20 protein-coding genes and 2 pseudogenes are annotated in these 16,252 nt (G+C 27.5%); 3 read left to right on the top strand and 19 right to left on the bottom strand.

Annotation, left to right across the window (positions count from 1 at the left end):
• Position 1: 1 nt before the first annotated feature.
• From DJ007_RS04915 to DJ007_RS17150, 15 genes and pseudogenes are all read right to left on the bottom strand, one after another.
• Positions 2–823 carry a M23 family metallopeptidase gene (locus DJ007_RS04915; protein ID WP_129408580.1) on the bottom strand — a complete coding sequence of 274 codons (822 nt, stop codon included), beginning with the start codon at positions 821–823 and terminating at the stop codon, positions 2–4.
• The gene (locus DJ007_RS04910) at positions 823–1,872 is read right to left on the bottom strand and encodes a protein-glutamate methylesterase/protein-glutamine glutaminase (RefSeq protein WP_129408579.1); all 1,050 of its coding nucleotides are present in this window, start codon (positions 1,870–1,872) and stop codon (positions 823–825) included. The genes DJ007_RS04915 and DJ007_RS04910 overlap by 1 nt, the downstream gene beginning before the upstream one ends.
• Entirely contained in the window at positions 1,862–2,305 is a 444-nt protein-coding gene (locus DJ007_RS04905) for a diacylglycerol kinase family protein (RefSeq protein ID WP_129408578.1), read from the bottom strand. The genes DJ007_RS04910 and DJ007_RS04905 overlap by 11 nt, the downstream gene beginning before the upstream one ends.
• Positions 2,305–2,898 (bottom strand): 2-oxoacid:ferredoxin oxidoreductase subunit gamma family protein, encoded by a 594-nt coding sequence (locus DJ007_RS04900; protein ID WP_129408577.1) that lies wholly within the window; start codon positions 2,896–2,898, stop codon positions 2,305–2,307. Before DJ007_RS04900 ends, DJ007_RS04905 begins: the two co-directional genes overlap by 1 nt.
• Entirely contained in the window at positions 2,895–3,722 is an 828-nt protein-coding gene (locus tag DJ007_RS04895; protein ID WP_129408576.1) for a 2-oxoacid:ferredoxin oxidoreductase subunit beta, read from the bottom strand. Before DJ007_RS04895 ends, DJ007_RS04900 begins: the two co-directional genes overlap by 4 nt.
• Positions 3,723–3,869: 147 nt before the next feature.
• A complete protein-coding gene (locus tag DJ007_RS04890; RefSeq protein ID WP_129408619.1) occupies positions 3,870–4,373 on the bottom strand; it encodes a deoxycytidylate deaminase in 504 nt (167 codons plus the stop codon).
• Between the two features lie 53 nt (positions 4,374–4,426).
• A complete protein-coding gene (locus tag DJ007_RS17165) occupies positions 4,427–4,729 on the bottom strand; it encodes a PD-(D/E)XK nuclease domain-containing protein (protein ID WP_240739293.1) in 303 nt (100 codons plus the stop codon).
• A gap of 825 nt (positions 4,730–5,554) precedes the next feature.
• Positions 5,555–6,162, bottom strand: a pseudogene (locus tag DJ007_RS17160) (AAA family ATPase); the annotation flags it as partial.
• Between the two features lie 4 nt (positions 6,163–6,166).
• On the bottom strand, positions 6,167–6,331 hold the full coding sequence (locus tag DJ007_RS14585) for a hypothetical protein (protein WP_165974016.1): 165 nt from the start codon (positions 6,329–6,331) through the stop codon (positions 6,167–6,169).
• Between the two features lie 29 nt (positions 6,332–6,360).
• The gene (locus DJ007_RS04880; protein ID WP_165974015.1) at positions 6,361–6,777 is read right to left on the bottom strand and encodes a hypothetical protein; all 417 of its coding nucleotides are present in this window, start codon (positions 6,775–6,777) and stop codon (positions 6,361–6,363) included.
• A 23-nt stretch (positions 6,778–6,800) separates the two neighbouring features.
• Positions 6,801–7,283 carry a radical SAM protein gene (locus DJ007_RS04875; protein ID WP_165974014.1) on the bottom strand — a complete coding sequence of 161 codons (483 nt, stop codon included), beginning with the start codon at positions 7,281–7,283 and terminating at the stop codon, positions 6,801–6,803.
• A complete protein-coding gene (locus DJ007_RS04870) occupies positions 7,273–8,133 on the bottom strand; it encodes a hypothetical protein (protein ID WP_129408573.1) in 861 nt (286 codons plus the stop codon). The genes DJ007_RS04875 and DJ007_RS04870 overlap by 11 nt, the downstream gene beginning before the upstream one ends.
• A gap of 46 nt (positions 8,134–8,179) precedes the next feature.
• Positions 8,180–9,850: an AAA family ATPase gene (locus tag DJ007_RS04865; protein WP_240739273.1), complete on the bottom strand. Its 1,671-nt coding sequence runs from the start codon at positions 9,848–9,850 to the stop codon at positions 8,180–8,182.
• Between the two features lie 16 nt (positions 9,851–9,866).
• Positions 9,867–10,868: an AAA-like domain-containing protein gene (locus DJ007_RS17155; RefSeq protein ID WP_240739272.1), complete on the bottom strand. Its 1,002-nt coding sequence runs from the start codon at positions 10,866–10,868 to the stop codon at positions 9,867–9,869.
• Between the two features lie 166 nt (positions 10,869–11,034).
• A complete protein-coding gene (locus tag DJ007_RS17150) occupies positions 11,035–11,409 on the bottom strand; it encodes an AAA-like domain-containing protein (RefSeq protein ID WP_240739271.1) in 375 nt (124 codons plus the stop codon).
• Between the two features lie 189 nt (positions 11,410–11,598).
• Between DJ007_RS17150 and DJ007_RS04855 the strand changes: the two genes are divergently transcribed.
• Together DJ007_RS04855 and DJ007_RS04850 are read left to right on the top strand one after the other, a co-directional pair.
• Positions 11,599–11,970 carry a type II toxin-antitoxin system RelE/ParE family toxin gene (locus tag DJ007_RS04855; RefSeq protein ID WP_129408572.1) on the top strand — a complete coding sequence of 124 codons (372 nt, stop codon included), beginning with the start codon at positions 11,599–11,601 and terminating at the stop codon, positions 11,968–11,970.
• 2 nt (positions 11,971–11,972) lie between these two features.
• Positions 11,973–12,257, top strand: a complete 285-nt coding sequence (locus DJ007_RS04850) for a helix-turn-helix domain-containing protein (protein ID WP_165974013.1) — start codon at positions 11,973–11,975, stop codon at positions 12,255–12,257.
• Between the two features lie 148 nt (positions 12,258–12,405).
• Here the strand turns inward: DJ007_RS04850 and DJ007_RS04845 are convergent, their stop codons facing one another.
• A complete protein-coding gene (locus DJ007_RS04845) occupies positions 12,406–12,828 on the bottom strand; it encodes a hypothetical protein (protein WP_206076098.1) in 423 nt (140 codons plus the stop codon).
• Positions 12,829–12,975: 147 nt separating this feature from the next.
• On the bottom strand, positions 12,976–13,149 hold the full coding sequence (locus tag DJ007_RS14580; protein ID WP_165974012.1) for a hypothetical protein: 174 nt from the start codon (positions 13,147–13,149) through the stop codon (positions 12,976–12,978).
• A 376-nt stretch (positions 13,150–13,525) separates the two neighbouring features.
• On the opposite strand from DJ007_RS14580, the pseudogene DJ007_RS18860 reads away from it, so the two are divergent.
• Positions 13,526–13,711, top strand: a pseudogene (locus tag DJ007_RS18860) (IS256 family transposase); the annotation flags it as partial.
• Between the two features lie 288 nt (positions 13,712–13,999).
• Here the strand turns inward: DJ007_RS18860 and DJ007_RS04840 are convergent.
• Positions 14,000–15,550 carry an ATP-binding protein gene (locus tag DJ007_RS04840; protein ID WP_129408570.1) on the bottom strand — a complete coding sequence of 517 codons (1,551 nt, stop codon included), beginning with the start codon at positions 15,548–15,550 and terminating at the stop codon, positions 14,000–14,002.
• Between the two features lie 315 nt (positions 15,551–15,865).
• A complete protein-coding gene (locus DJ007_RS04830; protein ID WP_206076097.1) occupies positions 15,866–16,240 on the bottom strand; it encodes an AAA family ATPase in 375 nt (124 codons plus the stop codon).
• Positions 16,241–16,252 lie beyond the last annotated feature (12 nt).

The raw sequence follows: 16,252 nt of genomic DNA, 5'->3' as shown, positions 1-16,252 counted from the left end.
ATCAATTACCACCCATATAATGTTTTTCTATCGGGACATGCGCATATTTAAAACCAGGTAATAACCCCATTGGATCAATTGATTTATCTGCCAGTGTTCTCACTTCAAAATGAACATGAGGACCTGTAGATATACCTGTAGAACCAACTCTGCCAATTAACTCCCCTTTTTTTACTATCTCTCCAGGCACCGCTAATGCTTTTGACATATGTGCAAATATATAATAATGTTTTCCTGCTTTTATTTTTACATATATACCGTATCCATTATCTTTCTTTACTTCTACTACCTTCCCTGTAACAGCAGACAAAATTGGTAACCCTTCACTTAAAGCAATATCTACACCAGAATGAAATCTTTTATCATGATATATAGGATGTATTCTCCAGCCATATAATGAAGTCAATTCTCCCCACACTGGCCACGAAACTGCTACATTTCTATTAAAACTCAACCCTATATATTCATATGGAATTTCCAATTTCTGACCTATATATAACAAATTAGGATCCTGTATATTATTGTACTCTGCTATTAAACTTGCATCTGAAAAAAAAGTTTTTGCAATATAACTTAAGCTATCTCCAGATTTAACTCTATATACATACACTGGTTTCTCCGGTACAATTAATTTTTCTCCAGCATATAGATATTTTCTATATGCATATTCCGGATTATAATCAATAATAATTGATAAAGGAATATTGAGCTTATATGCTATCTTTTCCAGAGAATCACCACTTTTAATGGTATAGGTATATGTTTTTACAGAAAAAATTAATAATGGTAAAAACAAAAATAAAAAAATAAACCGTGTTTTCATCACTTTCCTCCTAACAATTCAACTATTTTCTCGGCTATATCATAATTTGGCAGGATAAAGTCTGCATAATTTTCTTCAACCACTGCTTTTGGCATACCATATACTACACATGTTTTTGGAGATTCTGCTATTATCTTTCCACCGTAATGTTTTATCTTAAATGCTCCTTTTGCTCCATCTTTTCCCATACCGGTTAAAATAGCCGCAACTATATTCCCTTTATATATCTCTGCTGCATCATTAAATGTAAAATCGGCTGCAGGTCTTACATTATTTATCTTATCTGACTTATCCAGATACGTATAAACCCTTGAACCATTTGCCTTTAAACCTAAATGAAAGTTACCAGGTGCAATATATACCGTATCAGGTTTTAGCTCTTCATTATCCTCTGCCTCTTTTACCGTTAATTCAGAAATTCTATTTAATCTATCCGCAAGCGACTTTGTAAACCCTGGAGGCATATGTTGAACCACAACAACAGGAACATTAATTCCTTTAGGTAAATTGGGAATAATTGCATCCAGTGACCTCGGACCACCCGTAGATGAAGCAATTAATACTATCTTTTTTCCTCTTAAAAGGGAAGTAATTCTTGGCTTTTTAGTCCTAATTGTTATTTTCCTTGTTAATTTTGTTGGATCAACCTTAGAAGCGTTTCTTATTTTTTCCAACAATTCATCTGCCACTGTTCTAAATGTCCATGATACACTACCAGCCGGTTTTTGTATAAAATCAACTGCACCATTCTCAAGAGCTTCAATAGTTATTTCAGAGTCTTTTGAAGTTAAACTACTTACCATAATAATAGGTGTAGGATTCTTTTTCATTATAAGCTTTACAGCTTCAAGTCCATTTAATTCAGGCATTTCAACATCCATAGTTATAACATCTGGTTTTAATTCTATAGCTTTCTCAACACCCTCAAGACCCGTTTTAGCAATTCCAATAACCTTCATATCTGATTGTTTTTCTATAATATCCTTTAAAACCATTCTCATAAATCCTGAATCGTCTACTATTAAAACTTTTATTACATCATCGACCATTTTTTTCCCTCCCTTTAAAGAGACTTCCCATCATAATGAAAATAATAAAGGCTATACCTATAATTATACCATACTTGGGTGGCCAATTAAAAACCTTACCTCCAAATATCACAACTGCAACTACAATAGAAAAAGTTGCTGCGATTAAAACCGCAGCAGCTCCTAAATCTTTTATTACTCCCACAACAGGATTATAATGAGGATGTATTAAATCCATCATTTTTTCAATTAACGTATTAACTGTCTCAAGTATCAATACCATAGAAACAGAGAGGGTTATCCATAATATCTGTCCTTCATTAAGATTTAACGTAAAAGCAAGTACAAACGCTATTAAAGCAAATATTGTTTGAATCTTAAAATTCCTCTGCGATCTAAAAACCTCAAAAAGTCCTTTTATCGCAAAAGAAAAACTTCTGGAAAATTTTCTCATCACAATCCTCTTCCATTTTTCTCATTTGTTTTTATTTCATACTTTTTATTTGTATAATTATATCCTATCTTTAAAGCTTTTTCATCTATCTCAAAAAATCTTGGATTAACGCGTTTTTTCATCACTCTAATCAATGTATCAAGTTTCACTATCTCGCAATTCTTTGCAATAGCTCCAAGGCCTATCATATTAGCGACATTGGTATTTCCTAATTCTTCATATGCTAATTTTGATGCAGGAATAGCGACAATCTTTTTTGTAATTCTGGAAACTGTTTGTGGTAATGCTTTTATATAAGAACTATCATAAAAAACTATTCCATTGTTTTTTATCATTGTTAAATGTGGAAAAGCTATATCATTCATAATATACAATACATCAAAAGCTTCTGCCTTTGGATAATCAATAACCTCCTCAGAATATAAAACATCACAGAAAGATAAACCACCTCTAACCTGTGCTCCATAATGTTGAGATTGCACAACCCAATAACCTTCACTTACAAGAGATTCCGCAAGGATAAGACCCATAAGGATATTTCCCTGACCACCCATACCACTAATTCTAATACTTCTTGGTTCCTTTAAATTCATTTTGCAACACCACCCAATTGTTCAGATAGTTCTTCATATAGTTCAAGATAAGTCTTTCTACTTTCATCATTATGGAATTCACCAATAATTATTTTTCCTTTTAATTCTTCCTCTGACATAGTTTTTGCCTTTGACAATGTAACTGTACTTTTCTTGAAATATTCCATAAATTGAGCCGGCTTACTCATACCATTATATCTACCAAAATATGTATGACAATTAGAAACTATTTCAACAACAGACATTCCTTTATGTTTAATAGCTTCTTCAATATATTTTACACTTTGTGTATAATGATATACCGTACTTCTTGCTACATATGTTGCACCAGAAGATATTGCCATTTTAACTGGATCAAAATTATTCTCTAAATTACCATATGGTGCTGTTGATGCAATTGCTTCATGTGGTGTTGTTGGCGAATACTGCCCACCTGTCATACCATAAATTGTATTATTAAATAATATTACTGTTAAATCCATATTTCTTCTACATGCATGAATAAAGTGATTTCCGCCAATGGCCAGCATATCTCCATCTCCACCCATAACAACAACTTCTAAATCTGGCCTTGCCAATTTAACTCCCGTTGCAAAAGGAATAGCTCTTCCATGCAAAGTATGTAAGGTATTAAAATCAAGATATCCTGTTACCCTTGAAGAACATCCTATACCAGAAACTACAGCAACCTTATTTTTATCCAGACCAAGATTACCCGCTGCTTCAATAAATGATTTCATTATAATTCCATTACCGCAACCTGGACACCAGACATTTGGAAGACGATCTTTTCTAACATATTGAAAATACTTTTGATTAGGCATAACACACCTCCGAAGTTTTAGAAACATTAGAATTCATATATTATTTTCTCTCAAAATAACCAATTTTTCAAATACCATATTACATAATATTCCTTTATTTTATCTATATGATTCAATATAATTATTCCTCATAACATATAAAGGGATTCAGAGTATCTTCCTAAATTCTACACCAGTTTGTTTAAAAAATAGTTTTGTTAATGCATCAGGATAATTACCGCCATATATAACCCTTTTTATTCCAGCATTAATTATTAATCTTGCGCAAATAGAACATGGTTGATGCGTAACATATATTGAAGCTCCATCGGTAGATATACCAAACTTAGCAGCCTGCATTAATGCATTTTGTTCTGCATGAAGGCCGTAACAAATCTCCTGATATTCCCCACTTTTTATACTCAAATCATCTCTAATACATCCAATTACATCACAATGTGGAAATCCAGACGGTGGTTGATTATACCCTGTAGCCAATATACGTTTATCCTTTACAATAACCGCTCCTACCTTTCTATGAGTACACGATGACCTTTCACTCACAAGAAAAGCTATTTTCATAAAATATTGATCCCATTCTTTACCTGACTTTTTCTCTTCAAATTTCTTATCAATCAAATCCTTTATATATTCATCCACCCTATCCTTCATATCCATTAAATCCACCTCTTTGTATATATTTAATCTTTTTTCTGAATTCATACTCATTCCATTTCTTCGATATATTTCACTTCTTTCCCAACAAATATTACTATGTATTTTTTTATTTTCTTATAATTTAGTTCATATGATTTTTTATATCTTTCAATTTGCTCTCTCGATTCTTTTATCTTTCTTTTCAATTTTTCTTCACTAAATTCATTTTGCTTTATGTATTTTACTTCTATTATACTTTCATATGGAACATCATTATACCTTCTGAATATTGCAATATCTATATACCCTTTTTCTACTGGATATTCCATTTTTACTGTTAAATATGGAGAAAGTACCAAATAACTATACATTAATAACTTTATATATTTTTCATCAAATCCCATATATATTCTGTTATCCAACTTCTGCAATATTTTTTCTATCCCCCTGGCAAATAAGTCTATCTTACCATTTATTATCATTTCTCTTATACCTGTTTCTATTTCTTCAGGATCTATATATTCTGTTAAGTTTTCTTCAATATACTCAGTAAAATAATCTGAATATATTTTTTTCATTGAATAATTAGGTATTTTTAAATACGTAATTATTCCTTCTTTTTCCATTGTCAAAAAACCAAGATAGTATAATAATGATTTTATATCCTTTATTTCAATCCTTCGTTCTGGAGTAAACATCGTTGTTAATTCTGTTATTGGCGTTCGCTCTTTCAATAGTATTTCATTCAATAAATTACCGATAATTATTCTCTCACTTTCTTTTTTTCTTTCTTTTGTATCTTCTGTTATTTTTATACCTATTAACTCGCCCAATTTAAATAAATTCTGTACCTTTTTATAATCACTTATTATATTATCATCTATTATTTTTTCAGGAGATTTATTTTCTTTCCTGTATTTTATTATAAAATAAAAAACCATATCAGGATTATATATTGTAGTTTTTGCATCAGGATTAAATCTATATCCATTATAATTTTCTTCCATTTCTTTCAATAAATCTTCTGAATATATTTCATAATACTCAAGTATCTCTTTTACTTCCTTCTTCATAAATCCCAACATTCCATTAAATTCTTTATCCAGCGAAATATTCATTGTTATATTAAATCCACTGGTTAAAGAATCAAGCATTATAGGACTAACTCCCGTCATAAATATTCTTTCTACTATTGTTTGTGTTCCCTTCTTTATTTCTTCATAAAAATTTCTTACAAATCCCTGGCTGGTTATGCTTTTTTTAAATAATTCTAAATTAAAGCTCAATAATTCATTTGCAAAATGATCATACTCATCTATTAATAAATATATAGGTCTATTCAATCTCCTTTTTGCGCTTTCAAAAAAATCTCTAATTATATCGGATGCCTGTAAATACTCGTTTTTAATATCTATATTCATATCATATCTATTATTAAATGACTTTAATGAGGTTATTATTGCATTTCTAAAACTATTTATAAAAACATCTTCATCTTCTGTCTGTATTCCGGAAAAATTAAAAGTTAATATATAATAATTATTTTTTTCTTTTGTGGGTTTTTATCTATATATAAATCATTAAATAACCCATTATTTTTCTCTTTATCTTTTATATCATAATATTTACTTAACATATCTAAAAATAATGTTTTACCAAATTTTCTCGGTCTTAAAAAGACTATATATTTTTCATCAAGATTCTCCAATAGTTCAATATATCTTGTTCTATCTACATAATAGTAATTTTGTGTTATTAACCTTTCAAAATTTTGCTCGCCATAAGGTATCTTTTTTCGGTGCATTCTTTCACCTCATTTTGTCTTTAATATCCAATATTTCTTCAAATACCAGATTAGAAAAATCCAATCCCTTTTTATTCATCATTATCCTATCATCTATAATCATCAAATATTCTGAATCCTTTAAATATTTTAAAAACTCATCAAATAATCTCCCATACTTATCTTTCAATTTCTCTACCTTTATTCCATTAATTAGCCTCAACCCATAAACAACTCTTCTGTTAACTCATCAAGGTTTGAATTCTCATTATAATAATCATATGGTATTTGATTATTATCCAACTTATCAAAATACTCCTTAAAATCCCATGTTTTTGTATATCTTACATTACCAATATGACCACCAGCAGACAATCCAAATCCATGATAGTTTTCATTATTCCAATATATCAAATTATGCTTACACTCATAACCTTCTTTTGCCCAATTAGAAATTTCATATCTAATATATCCCATTCTATTTAATTCTGATATTACCATATCAAATCCTTCTTCAACAAATTCATCTTCTGGTAATTTTATCTTTCCTTTTTCCAATAATCTCTTTAACGGTGTTTCATGATTTGAATCAAAAATATAATATGAAACATGATCAGGTTTTAACTTTTCAATCAATCTTAAATTCCTTTCCAACACTCTCATATTATCCCGGGAAGACCAAGGATAAAATCAAAATTTATATTAGAAAAATATCTTCTTGCAAGATAATAATTTCTTTCTATAATCTCATTATCATATAATCTATTCATTGCATTTAATATACTATTATCAAAGGTCTGAACGCCCAAACTTAATCTATTTATTCCCAGAGAAAAATATTCATGTAATTTTTCTTCATTTAACGTTTCCGGATTAGATTCTATTGTAATTTCAGAAACATTTGATAAATCAAATCTTCTGAATATTTTATCAATCTGTTTCACACCAACATATGAAGGCGTTCCACCACCTAAAAATACCGTTTTTATCTTTCCGCTATAATTAACTAAATCAATTTCTTTTAATAAATAATCAAAATATTTATCCTGAATCCTGTTATTTGTAGTGGAAGGATAATCACAATACAAACATTTACTTTTACAAAAAGGTATATGAATATATAATCCTATCTCAGTATTCAAAAAAGAACCCACCTTCAAACTTTCCATTTTCATTTAATTTTAATATAACACTAAATGGATTATCTATACTTAGTTTTGATAAATAAACCAAAAAATCTGCATCATTTGCCATTTTCAATTGCATTCCCATATAATACTCATTCTTATTAATCTTAAAAGGAACCTGGAAATTAAAAAACGGAAAATATTTTTCCTTATACAACACACCATATGCAAAATATCCTGACATATACTTGTTATCAAATATACCTATTGGAATGGAGAAGGAATATCCCAGATCAGAATTTCCTATAACAAAAGGGATAGTAAAGTATCTTTGCAATTGAATACCATAATTTGAAATACTATTACTAAAATTTAAATTATCATATGAAGTGGAAAAAATCGAAACCTTTGCTACAGTCGGGATTAAATATCTATCTAACCCTATTTTTCTTTCCTCACTGCCGTTTTTAAATACTGATATATATGAATATGAAAATCTTTTCGAGATTAAATCATTCTTATACTTTTTCACCTTTGTTGACAGCACAATAGAGTTCCTTTCGAAATCATATCCTATATTTAAACCAAAATATCTTTCACCTGTTTTTAACTTTATTTTCTTAAAAAATACCTTTTGATATGTAAAAAACTCATTTTTATCGTTATAATTAATCCCTATTCCAGGAAGATTATAATCAGTAAAATCCATAGGATAACTTAACCATAATCCAATATTAGTATCTTTTTCCATACTCCACATATTTTTTGAAAAAGATATACTTCCACCATTAACATTAATATCAAAGCCCAACCCAAAAACGACTAAAGACATAAATATCATAATCACTACCAGTATTTTTTTCATTCTCTTATCCCTCCATTTACACTTTTGATAGCGCTTCAAATCTTGATTATTTTACTATTATTTCCACATTCTTTTTATCAAATGCAATTGCCACTTTTATTATTTTTTCTATTCCATAACTTTTTATTTCTTTTTCATATCCTTTTTCTTCTATCTGTTTTATTCCCATTTCTGCACTTTCTTTTAAATCTTTATCAAAATCTATACTGTATTTTTTGAATTCAAATATTATTCCTGGCTCCTTTTTTTCTTTTGGTATTAATATTACATCTGCTCTTCCATATCCCGCTTCTCTGTTACTTTTTACTATGTATTTTTTGCTTAATCCCACTACCATTCCAAGTATTAATCCATGATAAAACCTTTCTGGTTCTTCTCCACTTACATCAAAATAACTTAATGTTTCTTCTACCATTCTTTTAAATTTATTTGCAAATTCTTTGTATTTCCCAAGTATTATATCCAATATTATATTTTCCAGATTTATTTTTGTTTCTTTTATTATATCCACCACTGTTTTTTTAAAGAATTGTAATGTTTCTTTGTTTGTTATTCTCAGACTATATCTCGGTTCTCCTTCTTCTCCTGTGTGTTCTACCCAGGTTAAGTATCCTGTGAATAGAAATAATGTCCATATGCTTTCTTCTGTGCTTTTGTCTAAGTCTCCATATACCAGGTTTTCGTCTATACTGCTTTCTATTGTTTTTCCTTCTATTAATTCTTCTATTTTTGTTTTTACTTCTGCTGTACTCTGTTTTATCAATCTTTTTATTAATTCATTTCCACTGCTGTTTATCCAGTAATACGCTATTTTCCCTTTGTTTCTTGCCAGGTTTATTATTGAATATGGATTATATATTTCTAATCCTCCAAAGTTATATCCGTTATACCATTCTATTACTTTTTCTTTTTCATATTCTAATCCATAGTATTTTAATGTTTCTTCCACTTCTTCCCATGTTAATCCAAATTTGTCATTGAAGTGCTTGTCTAATATCGTTAATCTTTGTAAATTATTTAATCCACCAAATACATTTGCTTTTATTATTCCTGTTATACCTGCCAATACTCCTTTTTCTAAATACTCATTGTCTTTTAATGCACTTCCCAACATGTTTCCCATGAAGTTTATGAATTCGTTATAATATCCATTTAAATATGATTGTTGTATTGATGTGTCGTATTCATCTATTAATAGTATTACTTTTTGGCCATAGTATTTGTATAAATATTTTGATAATTCTTTTATACTACTTTCAAATGATATTATATCCGCTGTTTTATCAATAATATCTATTATTTTTTTCTTTTCCCATTTTGTTATTTTTTCCGACTTTAAAAGATATGAATACTCATTATACAAATTTGATATTATTTCTTTTAATGAAGACATCATTTCTTCATAATTATTCTGTTTTAAATCTTTAAAGGTTATATATATTACAGGATATTTATTTAAATATTTTTCTATTATCTCTTTTTCTTTCCATATCTTCAAGTCTTTAAATAAATGTTTACCATCATAGTCATTTCTAAAAAAATATTTCATCATGCTCATATTCAATGTTTTTCCAAATCTTCTTGGGCGGGTTATTAATATTACTCTTCCACCGGATAAAATTTCTTTTATTAATAAACTTTTATCTATATAATACATATTATCTTCTATTATACTTTTAAAATCACTTTCTCCTATTGGTAATTTTTTTAATTTCATCAGTTTCACCCCAGGACTATTTCACTTTCGATGGACTTTCAAAGTTCGTTTTTATAAACCATATATGTAATTTTACTCCATCTTTTTCTTCTGTTATATACTCAAAATCTTCTATTGCATTTGAATATATTATCAACCATCCTTCTTTTTGTTCTTTTCTTTTTAAATACTCTAATAACTGTTTTTTTCCTTTTTCATATTCATCACTATCTATATTCGCTTTTACTTCTATTAGATATTCTTTGTTATTCAGATTTATTAATAAATCTATCCTTCCTCCACCTACTTCTGTTTCTGGATATACTTTTCCATTTGTTGCTTCTACGTATAAGCTTAAAAATTGATCCAGATTATATTGATACACTCCTTCATAATAATTCCTTCCTTTAAACATTATTGCTCCTCTTTGTTTTATATATTTTATATATCTTTTCATTAGTTTATTTAAATCCAATATACCATTATTATCTATATAATTTTTTATTGTTTCTCCAAATGGTTTCATTTTATCCTTTTCTCCATTTACTTGTGGTTTAAATCTGTCATATAATGCTTTGTAATATAACGGCACTCTTACACAACATTTCCCCTCACAATTATCTATTACTCCATTTAAGTATAAGTAATTTATTCTTTCATCATATATATTGAATTCAACACTTTCTGATTCAAATAATATTTTCATTATTAATTCTTTTTCTTTTTCTGCTTTTGATATTATATTTGATATGTTTTTATCTATATATCGATGCATAAAATCATATAATGTTTTTTCAAAATGTTTTTCTGTTATTATCTTTTCTCCTTTTGCTTTTTTCATCACCAGATCATATGCCAGTGCATTGGTTAATCCTGGCTGCCCTCCTGCATTATGCCATATTAGTTCTTTTACTTTTTCTTCAAATATCTGCCCTATTTCTTTTTCATGCTGACTTAATAGATCATATACCTGTTCTTTTGTAAAATATGGCACTTCCATATGTTCTGCTATATTAAATGGACTTGCATTATCTTCCAATACTCCACTTAAATATCTTACACTTATTAGTATTACACTTCTTATATTAGTATTACACTTCTTAATTTATGTTCCTTTTTTTTATGATATGTTTTTCTGATTACATGCAAAAATTGATTCATTAATTCTTCATTATTGAATTTTTCAAATTCATCTATCATCAATATTACTTCTTTTCCACTTTTACCATATATTTCCTCAAATATTTTTTTATTTCTCTAATATTATTTATTTCTTCTTTTATCGCATATTTATATTTGTTTAATTCATCCTGCATTTCATTATTAAATGTTCTTAAAAACTCTTCTTCTGTTTTTATATTTTTATAGTCTTCAAACGATAAAAATACCGTTATATATTTATTTTTTATTTTCTCAATTATCTCATTCAAAAATGTGGTCTTTCCTGTTTGTCTTGGTGCTGACACTGTAAAGTATCTCCAATTTTCTATATGATCAATTGCTTCTTCCATTAATTCTGGTCTTTCTACATAATAACATGTTTTCTTATCAACAGGTCCGCTTGTACAAAATCGTCTCATTATCTCACCTCCACAACTGAATTATATCACATTTCAATAACAAAAACCGGGCACCACTCCCGGTATTTGATGAAAAATATAATAATGTATACATAGTTTGTCGATAAATCACAAATATAATAATAAAAACTTAATTGACAATACATCATATTTGATGTATAATGATATTAGACTGAAAGGGGAATATTTATGGAAAATTATAAAATACATTTTGACTCTAAAGTTCATAAATTTTTTGAAAAATTAAAAAATAGCACAAAAAAAGAAGACATAGATTTATTAGCTGAAATATTTAAAACTCTTGACTTATTGAAACAATTTGGTTCTAATTTAAAACCACCTTTTTCTAAAACACTTAATGAATATAAATATAAAAATATTCCATTAAGAGAGCTAAGAATAAAATCTCATATTCAATTAAGGATTTTTTACTTCATAAAAGATAATAAAATATTTATTTTATTCGATTATAAAATAAAGAAAACTCAAAAATTTGGTTCAACTATAATGAATCCCATATTCAAAAAAATGAAAAGAATAATAAATGAAATGGAGGGATGATTATGGCTAAAATTAAATTATATGATTTTGATGAATATAAAAATCAAGCTCTAAAGGATAATACTCAACTAAAAAAAAGATATGATGAACTAGATTTAAAATATAAAGCTATAGCTGCAGTTATTGAATATCGTCAAAAAAATCATTTAACCCAAAAGGAATTTGCTAAAAAAATAGGAATTTCACAACAAGCATTATCAAGATTTGAACGTGGAATGATAAATCCAAGAGTTGACTTCTTAAATAAAGTTCTTAGAGCTGCCGGAAAAAAAGTGATAATAAAATAGAATCTTCCTGAATTTAATAATGGAGTTAAAAAGAACTTTTGCAATTTCTACTGCAAATACATTCACTCACCTAATAACAAAACCGGGCACCACGCCCGGTATTTTTTGATTACATAAAATTATTTATGGTCTCATTTGACACAGTATTTTAAAACGACTCGGATTTACTTATTAAATCATATTCGTTTAAAAGCTTTATAAATTGAAGTAACTCATCTTTTTTATATTCTTTATCTATCATTTCAAATCCATATTTTCTATAAAAGTTTTTTAAATATTCTATATCTTTGCATTCTAACATTATAATTCTTCCGCCTAATCTTTCTTGACCTTCTAAAATTTTACTAAAACAAAATTGCATTATCTCGTCTCCAGTTATCTCTGAAGAATACATATCATTTTTTCCAAGTTGTCCTATTAGAATGGCGGGAATTTCTGTGATTCTCTTTCCATTTATTTTTGCACTAAATCCATCCAATTTTTTAATTTTATTATTAGAAAATTTTTCCGGAATTTTTAAAACCTGTATAGCTAAAGTAAAATATGATAAAATCACTGCTATCTTCATCATAAATAAAAAAAGTTCTACTTTTTCCTATTTTTTCAAAAAGAATGGATTTTTCTTTTAAAAATTTCTCAATATCCTCATCTTTTTTACAAAGAAAATTTGAGATAAGTTCCTGAGCTTTCCTCTTATTACTTATCTCAATTAGTTTTTTTAACGAAATAATGTTTTTCTTAATTTTTCAACACCTTCTTTCTCTCTTTCCGGCGATACTAATTTTCTATCTATTTTTATGGGTTTAGAAGGTGTTTGCATTATTTTAATAAAACTTTCTACTTCTCTTTTACTTTTTAAAGTAAAGTCCTTATTAAAAGATGATGTTGCCATTATAATCACCTCGCTTCTTTCCTAATCATTTTTTATTATATAACAAATACATTTTATTTTCAACTGCATTCATTGCAATAATTATGACTTAATATTAATTTATTTGTTCAAACTACACTAACTCTTTACACGTAACATTCACAACTAAAAAATTACTTTTGGATATTTTCATAAATATCATCCCACCTGTAAATTTTCCCATGCAAAAACAAACGGATTCCTTCGTTGGTGTAATAGTACCAGCAGGATACGAAAAAGACAACGCAACAATTGTCGACACAACAACCAACGAACTCTTTGACTTAATTCAATAACAAAACCGGGCACCACGCCCGGTATTTTTTGATTACATAACGTAATCACCCCATGGAAAATTTGGAGAAAAGTAACTAAAAATAAAACCTCATTCCCAAATGACGATGCATTAATGAAAATACTATATTTAGCAACAATAAATGCAACAAAAAGATGGACAGCTCGATATAGAGACTGGAGTAAAGTCCTAAACGAACTATCCATCTTTTTCAAAGACAGAATTACCAAATACATATACAACGGTTAATACAGCTAAAATACAATAACAAATAATACTAAAAAATATAAAAAATTAATAATGTTAAATTTTGCAGTAGAAATTGCAAAAGGGTTTTTATTCCAAAAAACATCATCAAAAATTACTAAAAATAACTATTAAAGCTTATTATAATATAGTCGATCTTTCACATGAAAAATCAAAAAATAACAATCAATTTTTTATTATTTTATTACCATCCAGGAAGAGGATTTACACAAAATTTTACAGGCTACCGTATTTTTTATACAAAATTATTTATGATCTCATTTCCTATATTTATATTTTTTCAATCATATAATCCTCAATATTTCTTTTTTCTGAGTTGATATTTATTCCTATTATATATATTTCTTTTTCATTGTTTTTACTTATGTATTTTTCATAGTATTTCTTTTCTTTTATTTGTTCTATTGCTTCTTTTGCATTTTTATCTAATTTTATTTCAAATAAATATATTTTGTCATTGTGTTCTAATACTAAGTCGCTTCTTCCTAGATTTGTTAGTTCTTCTGCTGTTACGTTTAATCCTGCCGATGCTAATATTGTATATATTAATGAGTGATAATAACTTTCCCTTTTTTGATGTAAGTTATACGGTATCGCACTTATTATTCTTTTTATTTCTTCTATTAATTCATTTATTTTATTTTTCGATAATAATTTCCATATTGTTTTATTCAAGTCTTTTATCTTATCATTTTCTAGATTATAATTTGCTTCTAATATTAATTTTGAAAAACTGTTTTTTACTTCAAGATTTGGGTAATCTAATATGTATTCTTCTTCAAGCCCATACTTTTCTTTTCCTTTAAAGGTTAAATATCCCGCTTGTGCAAAGAATATGTTTGCATTCGCATCTTCTATTTCTCTTGTTGTAAAATCTAATGAATTTACTGTGTATTTTACTAAATCTTCGTATTCTATTTTTCTTCCTTTTACGTATTCATATATGAATGATGGTGATCCACTTTCAAACCAATAATTTTGAAATTTCATTTCATCAAAGAATCTTAATACTGAAAATGGATTATATACATAATGTTCTCCATCAAATGAGAATCCATTATAATATGTTTTTATTTCTTTTAATAATTCTTCTTTGCTTATTCCCATTTCTTTTGCTGTTTCTTCTATATGGTCATTGAAGTAATGTTCTAATTCTTCTTGTGTGTATCCTAACATTTGCGAATATTTTCTGTTTAATGATATATCATTTAAATTATTTAATGCTGAAAATACTCCTGTTTTGGTGAATTTTGTTATTCCAGTTATAAATATAAACTTTAAATATTCGTCTTTTGATTTTATACTTACATAGAAATCTCTTAATATTTCTCTATACCTCTCCGCTTTTTCCTTGTTATTTATATTATCTAATATTGGTTTTTCATATTCATCTACCAGTATTACTACTTTTCCTTTTTTGGATAATTTATATATTAATTCATTAAATGCAAATTTATAATCTTTTTCTGTTATTTCTATATTATTTCTTTGTCCTTCTTCTTGTATTATTTTTAATAGACTTTCTTTGAATCTTTTTTCTGTATCAGTTGCAACATCTAACAAATTAATTCTTATAATAGGATATTCTTTGAATTCCCATTTGTCATATATGTATGTATCTTTGAATAATTCTTTTTCTCCTTTGAATATGTAATATAATGTCGATATCGTTAAACTCTTTCCAAATCTCCTTGGCCTTGATAGAAATATTGGCACTTCTGAACTTATTAAGTCATATATATACTTCGTTTTATCTACATATATATAATTCCCTTCTATTATTTTTTTATAATCCTGTATTCCTATTGGTAATTTTTTCATCAATTCCACCTCCAAACTTACCGGTTCTTACACAAATATATTATCCTATAACTGAATTATATCACATTCCAGTAACGAAATTTACCAACAATACACCAACTATCCCCATGCAAAAACAAACGGATTTCTTCGTTGGTGTAATAATACCAGCAGGATACGAAAAAGATAATGCAACTATCGTTGATACAACAACCAACGAAATTTTTGACTTAATTCAATAACAAAACCGGGCACCACGCCCGGTTTCGTATTTTCACTTCTCTCTATTCCTTTCAACAATTTCCATTAATTCTTTAACAAGATAATGAACAGTTATTACTCAATTTTACCATCTCCGAAATAAAAGTCTTTTACTATTGGTATAGCTCCATATTTCCCTTTTAAATAATCTTTATCATATGATGCATCATTTCTCACTTTCTTTCCATTTATCTTAAATTCAACTAACGAAAATAAAATTGATTCTTTATTTTCTTTTTCAGTAAACCATATTTCATCTCTTCTAAATAAATCCCTTGTAAGTAACGTTACATTGTGTGTAGTAAAAATTAATTGTGCATTCTTTCTATTTACTTCTTCATCATGAAACATGGATATAATTTTTCTCATCAATATTGGATGTAATTTTGAATCGAGCTCATCAATAAATATTGTTTCATCATTTGTAAATAATTCCTCAACTATTTCCACTCTCTTTTTGCT

This window comes from Marinitoga lauensis (assembly GCF_004135675.1).
Taxonomy (GTDB): domain Bacteria; phylum Thermotogota; class Thermotogae; order Petrotogales; family Petrotogaceae; genus Marinitoga; species Marinitoga lauensis.
The sequence above is the reverse complement of the archived record's forward strand: the minus strand, read 5'-3'. Positions and strand labels throughout refer to the sequence as shown.

Coding starts and splice junctions, on each gene's coding strand:
- DJ007_RS04915 (WP_129408580.1), bottom strand. CDS start 823: ATGAAAACACGGTTTATTTTTTTATTTTTGTTTTTACCATTATTAATT.
- DJ007_RS04910 (WP_129408579.1), bottom strand. CDS start 1,872: ATGGTCGATGATGTAATAAAAGTTTTAATAGTAGACGATTCAGGATTT.
- DJ007_RS04905 (WP_129408578.1), bottom strand. CDS start 2,305: ATGAGAAAATTTTCCAGAAGTTTTTCTTTTGCGATAAAAGGACTTTTT.
- DJ007_RS04900 (WP_129408577.1), bottom strand. CDS start 2,898: ATGAATTTAAAGGAACCAAGAAGTATTAGAATTAGTGGTATGGGTGGT.
- DJ007_RS04895 (WP_129408576.1), bottom strand. CDS start 3,722: ATGCCTAATCAAAAGTATTTTCAATATGTTAGAAAAGATCGTCTTCCA.
- DJ007_RS04890 (WP_129408619.1), bottom strand. CDS start 4,373: ATGAAGGATAGGGTGGATGAATATATAAAGGATTTGATTGATAAGAAA.
- DJ007_RS17165 (WP_240739293.1), bottom strand. CDS start 4,729: ATGTATAGTTATTTGGTACTTTCTCCATATTTAACAGTAAAAATGGAA.
- DJ007_RS04870 (WP_129408573.1), bottom strand. CDS start 8,133: ATGAAAAAAATACTGGTAGTGATTATGATATTTATGTCTTTAGTCGTT.
- DJ007_RS04865 (WP_240739273.1), bottom strand. CDS start 9,850: ATGAAATTAAAAAAATTACCAATAGGAGAAAGTGATTTTAAAAGTATA.
- DJ007_RS17150 (WP_240739271.1), bottom strand. CDS start 11,409: ATGAGACGATTTTGTACAAGCGGACCTGTTGATAAGAAAACATGTTAT.
- DJ007_RS04855 (WP_129408572.1), top strand. CDS start 11,599: ATGGAAAATTATAAAATACATTTTGACTCTAAAGTTCATAAATTTTTT.
- DJ007_RS04850 (WP_165974013.1), top strand. CDS start 11,973: ATGGCTAAAATTAAATTATATGATTTTGATGAATATAAAAATCAAGCT.
- DJ007_RS04845 (WP_206076098.1), bottom strand. CDS start 12,828: ATGATGAAGATAGCAGTGATTTTATCATATTTTACTTTAGCTATACAG.
- DJ007_RS14580 (WP_165974012.1), bottom strand. CDS start 13,149: ATGGCAACATCATCTTTTAATAAGGACTTTACTTTAAAAAGTAAAAGA.
- DJ007_RS04840 (WP_129408570.1), bottom strand. CDS start 15,550: ATGAAAAAATTACCAATAGGAATACAGGATTATAAAAAAATAATAGAA.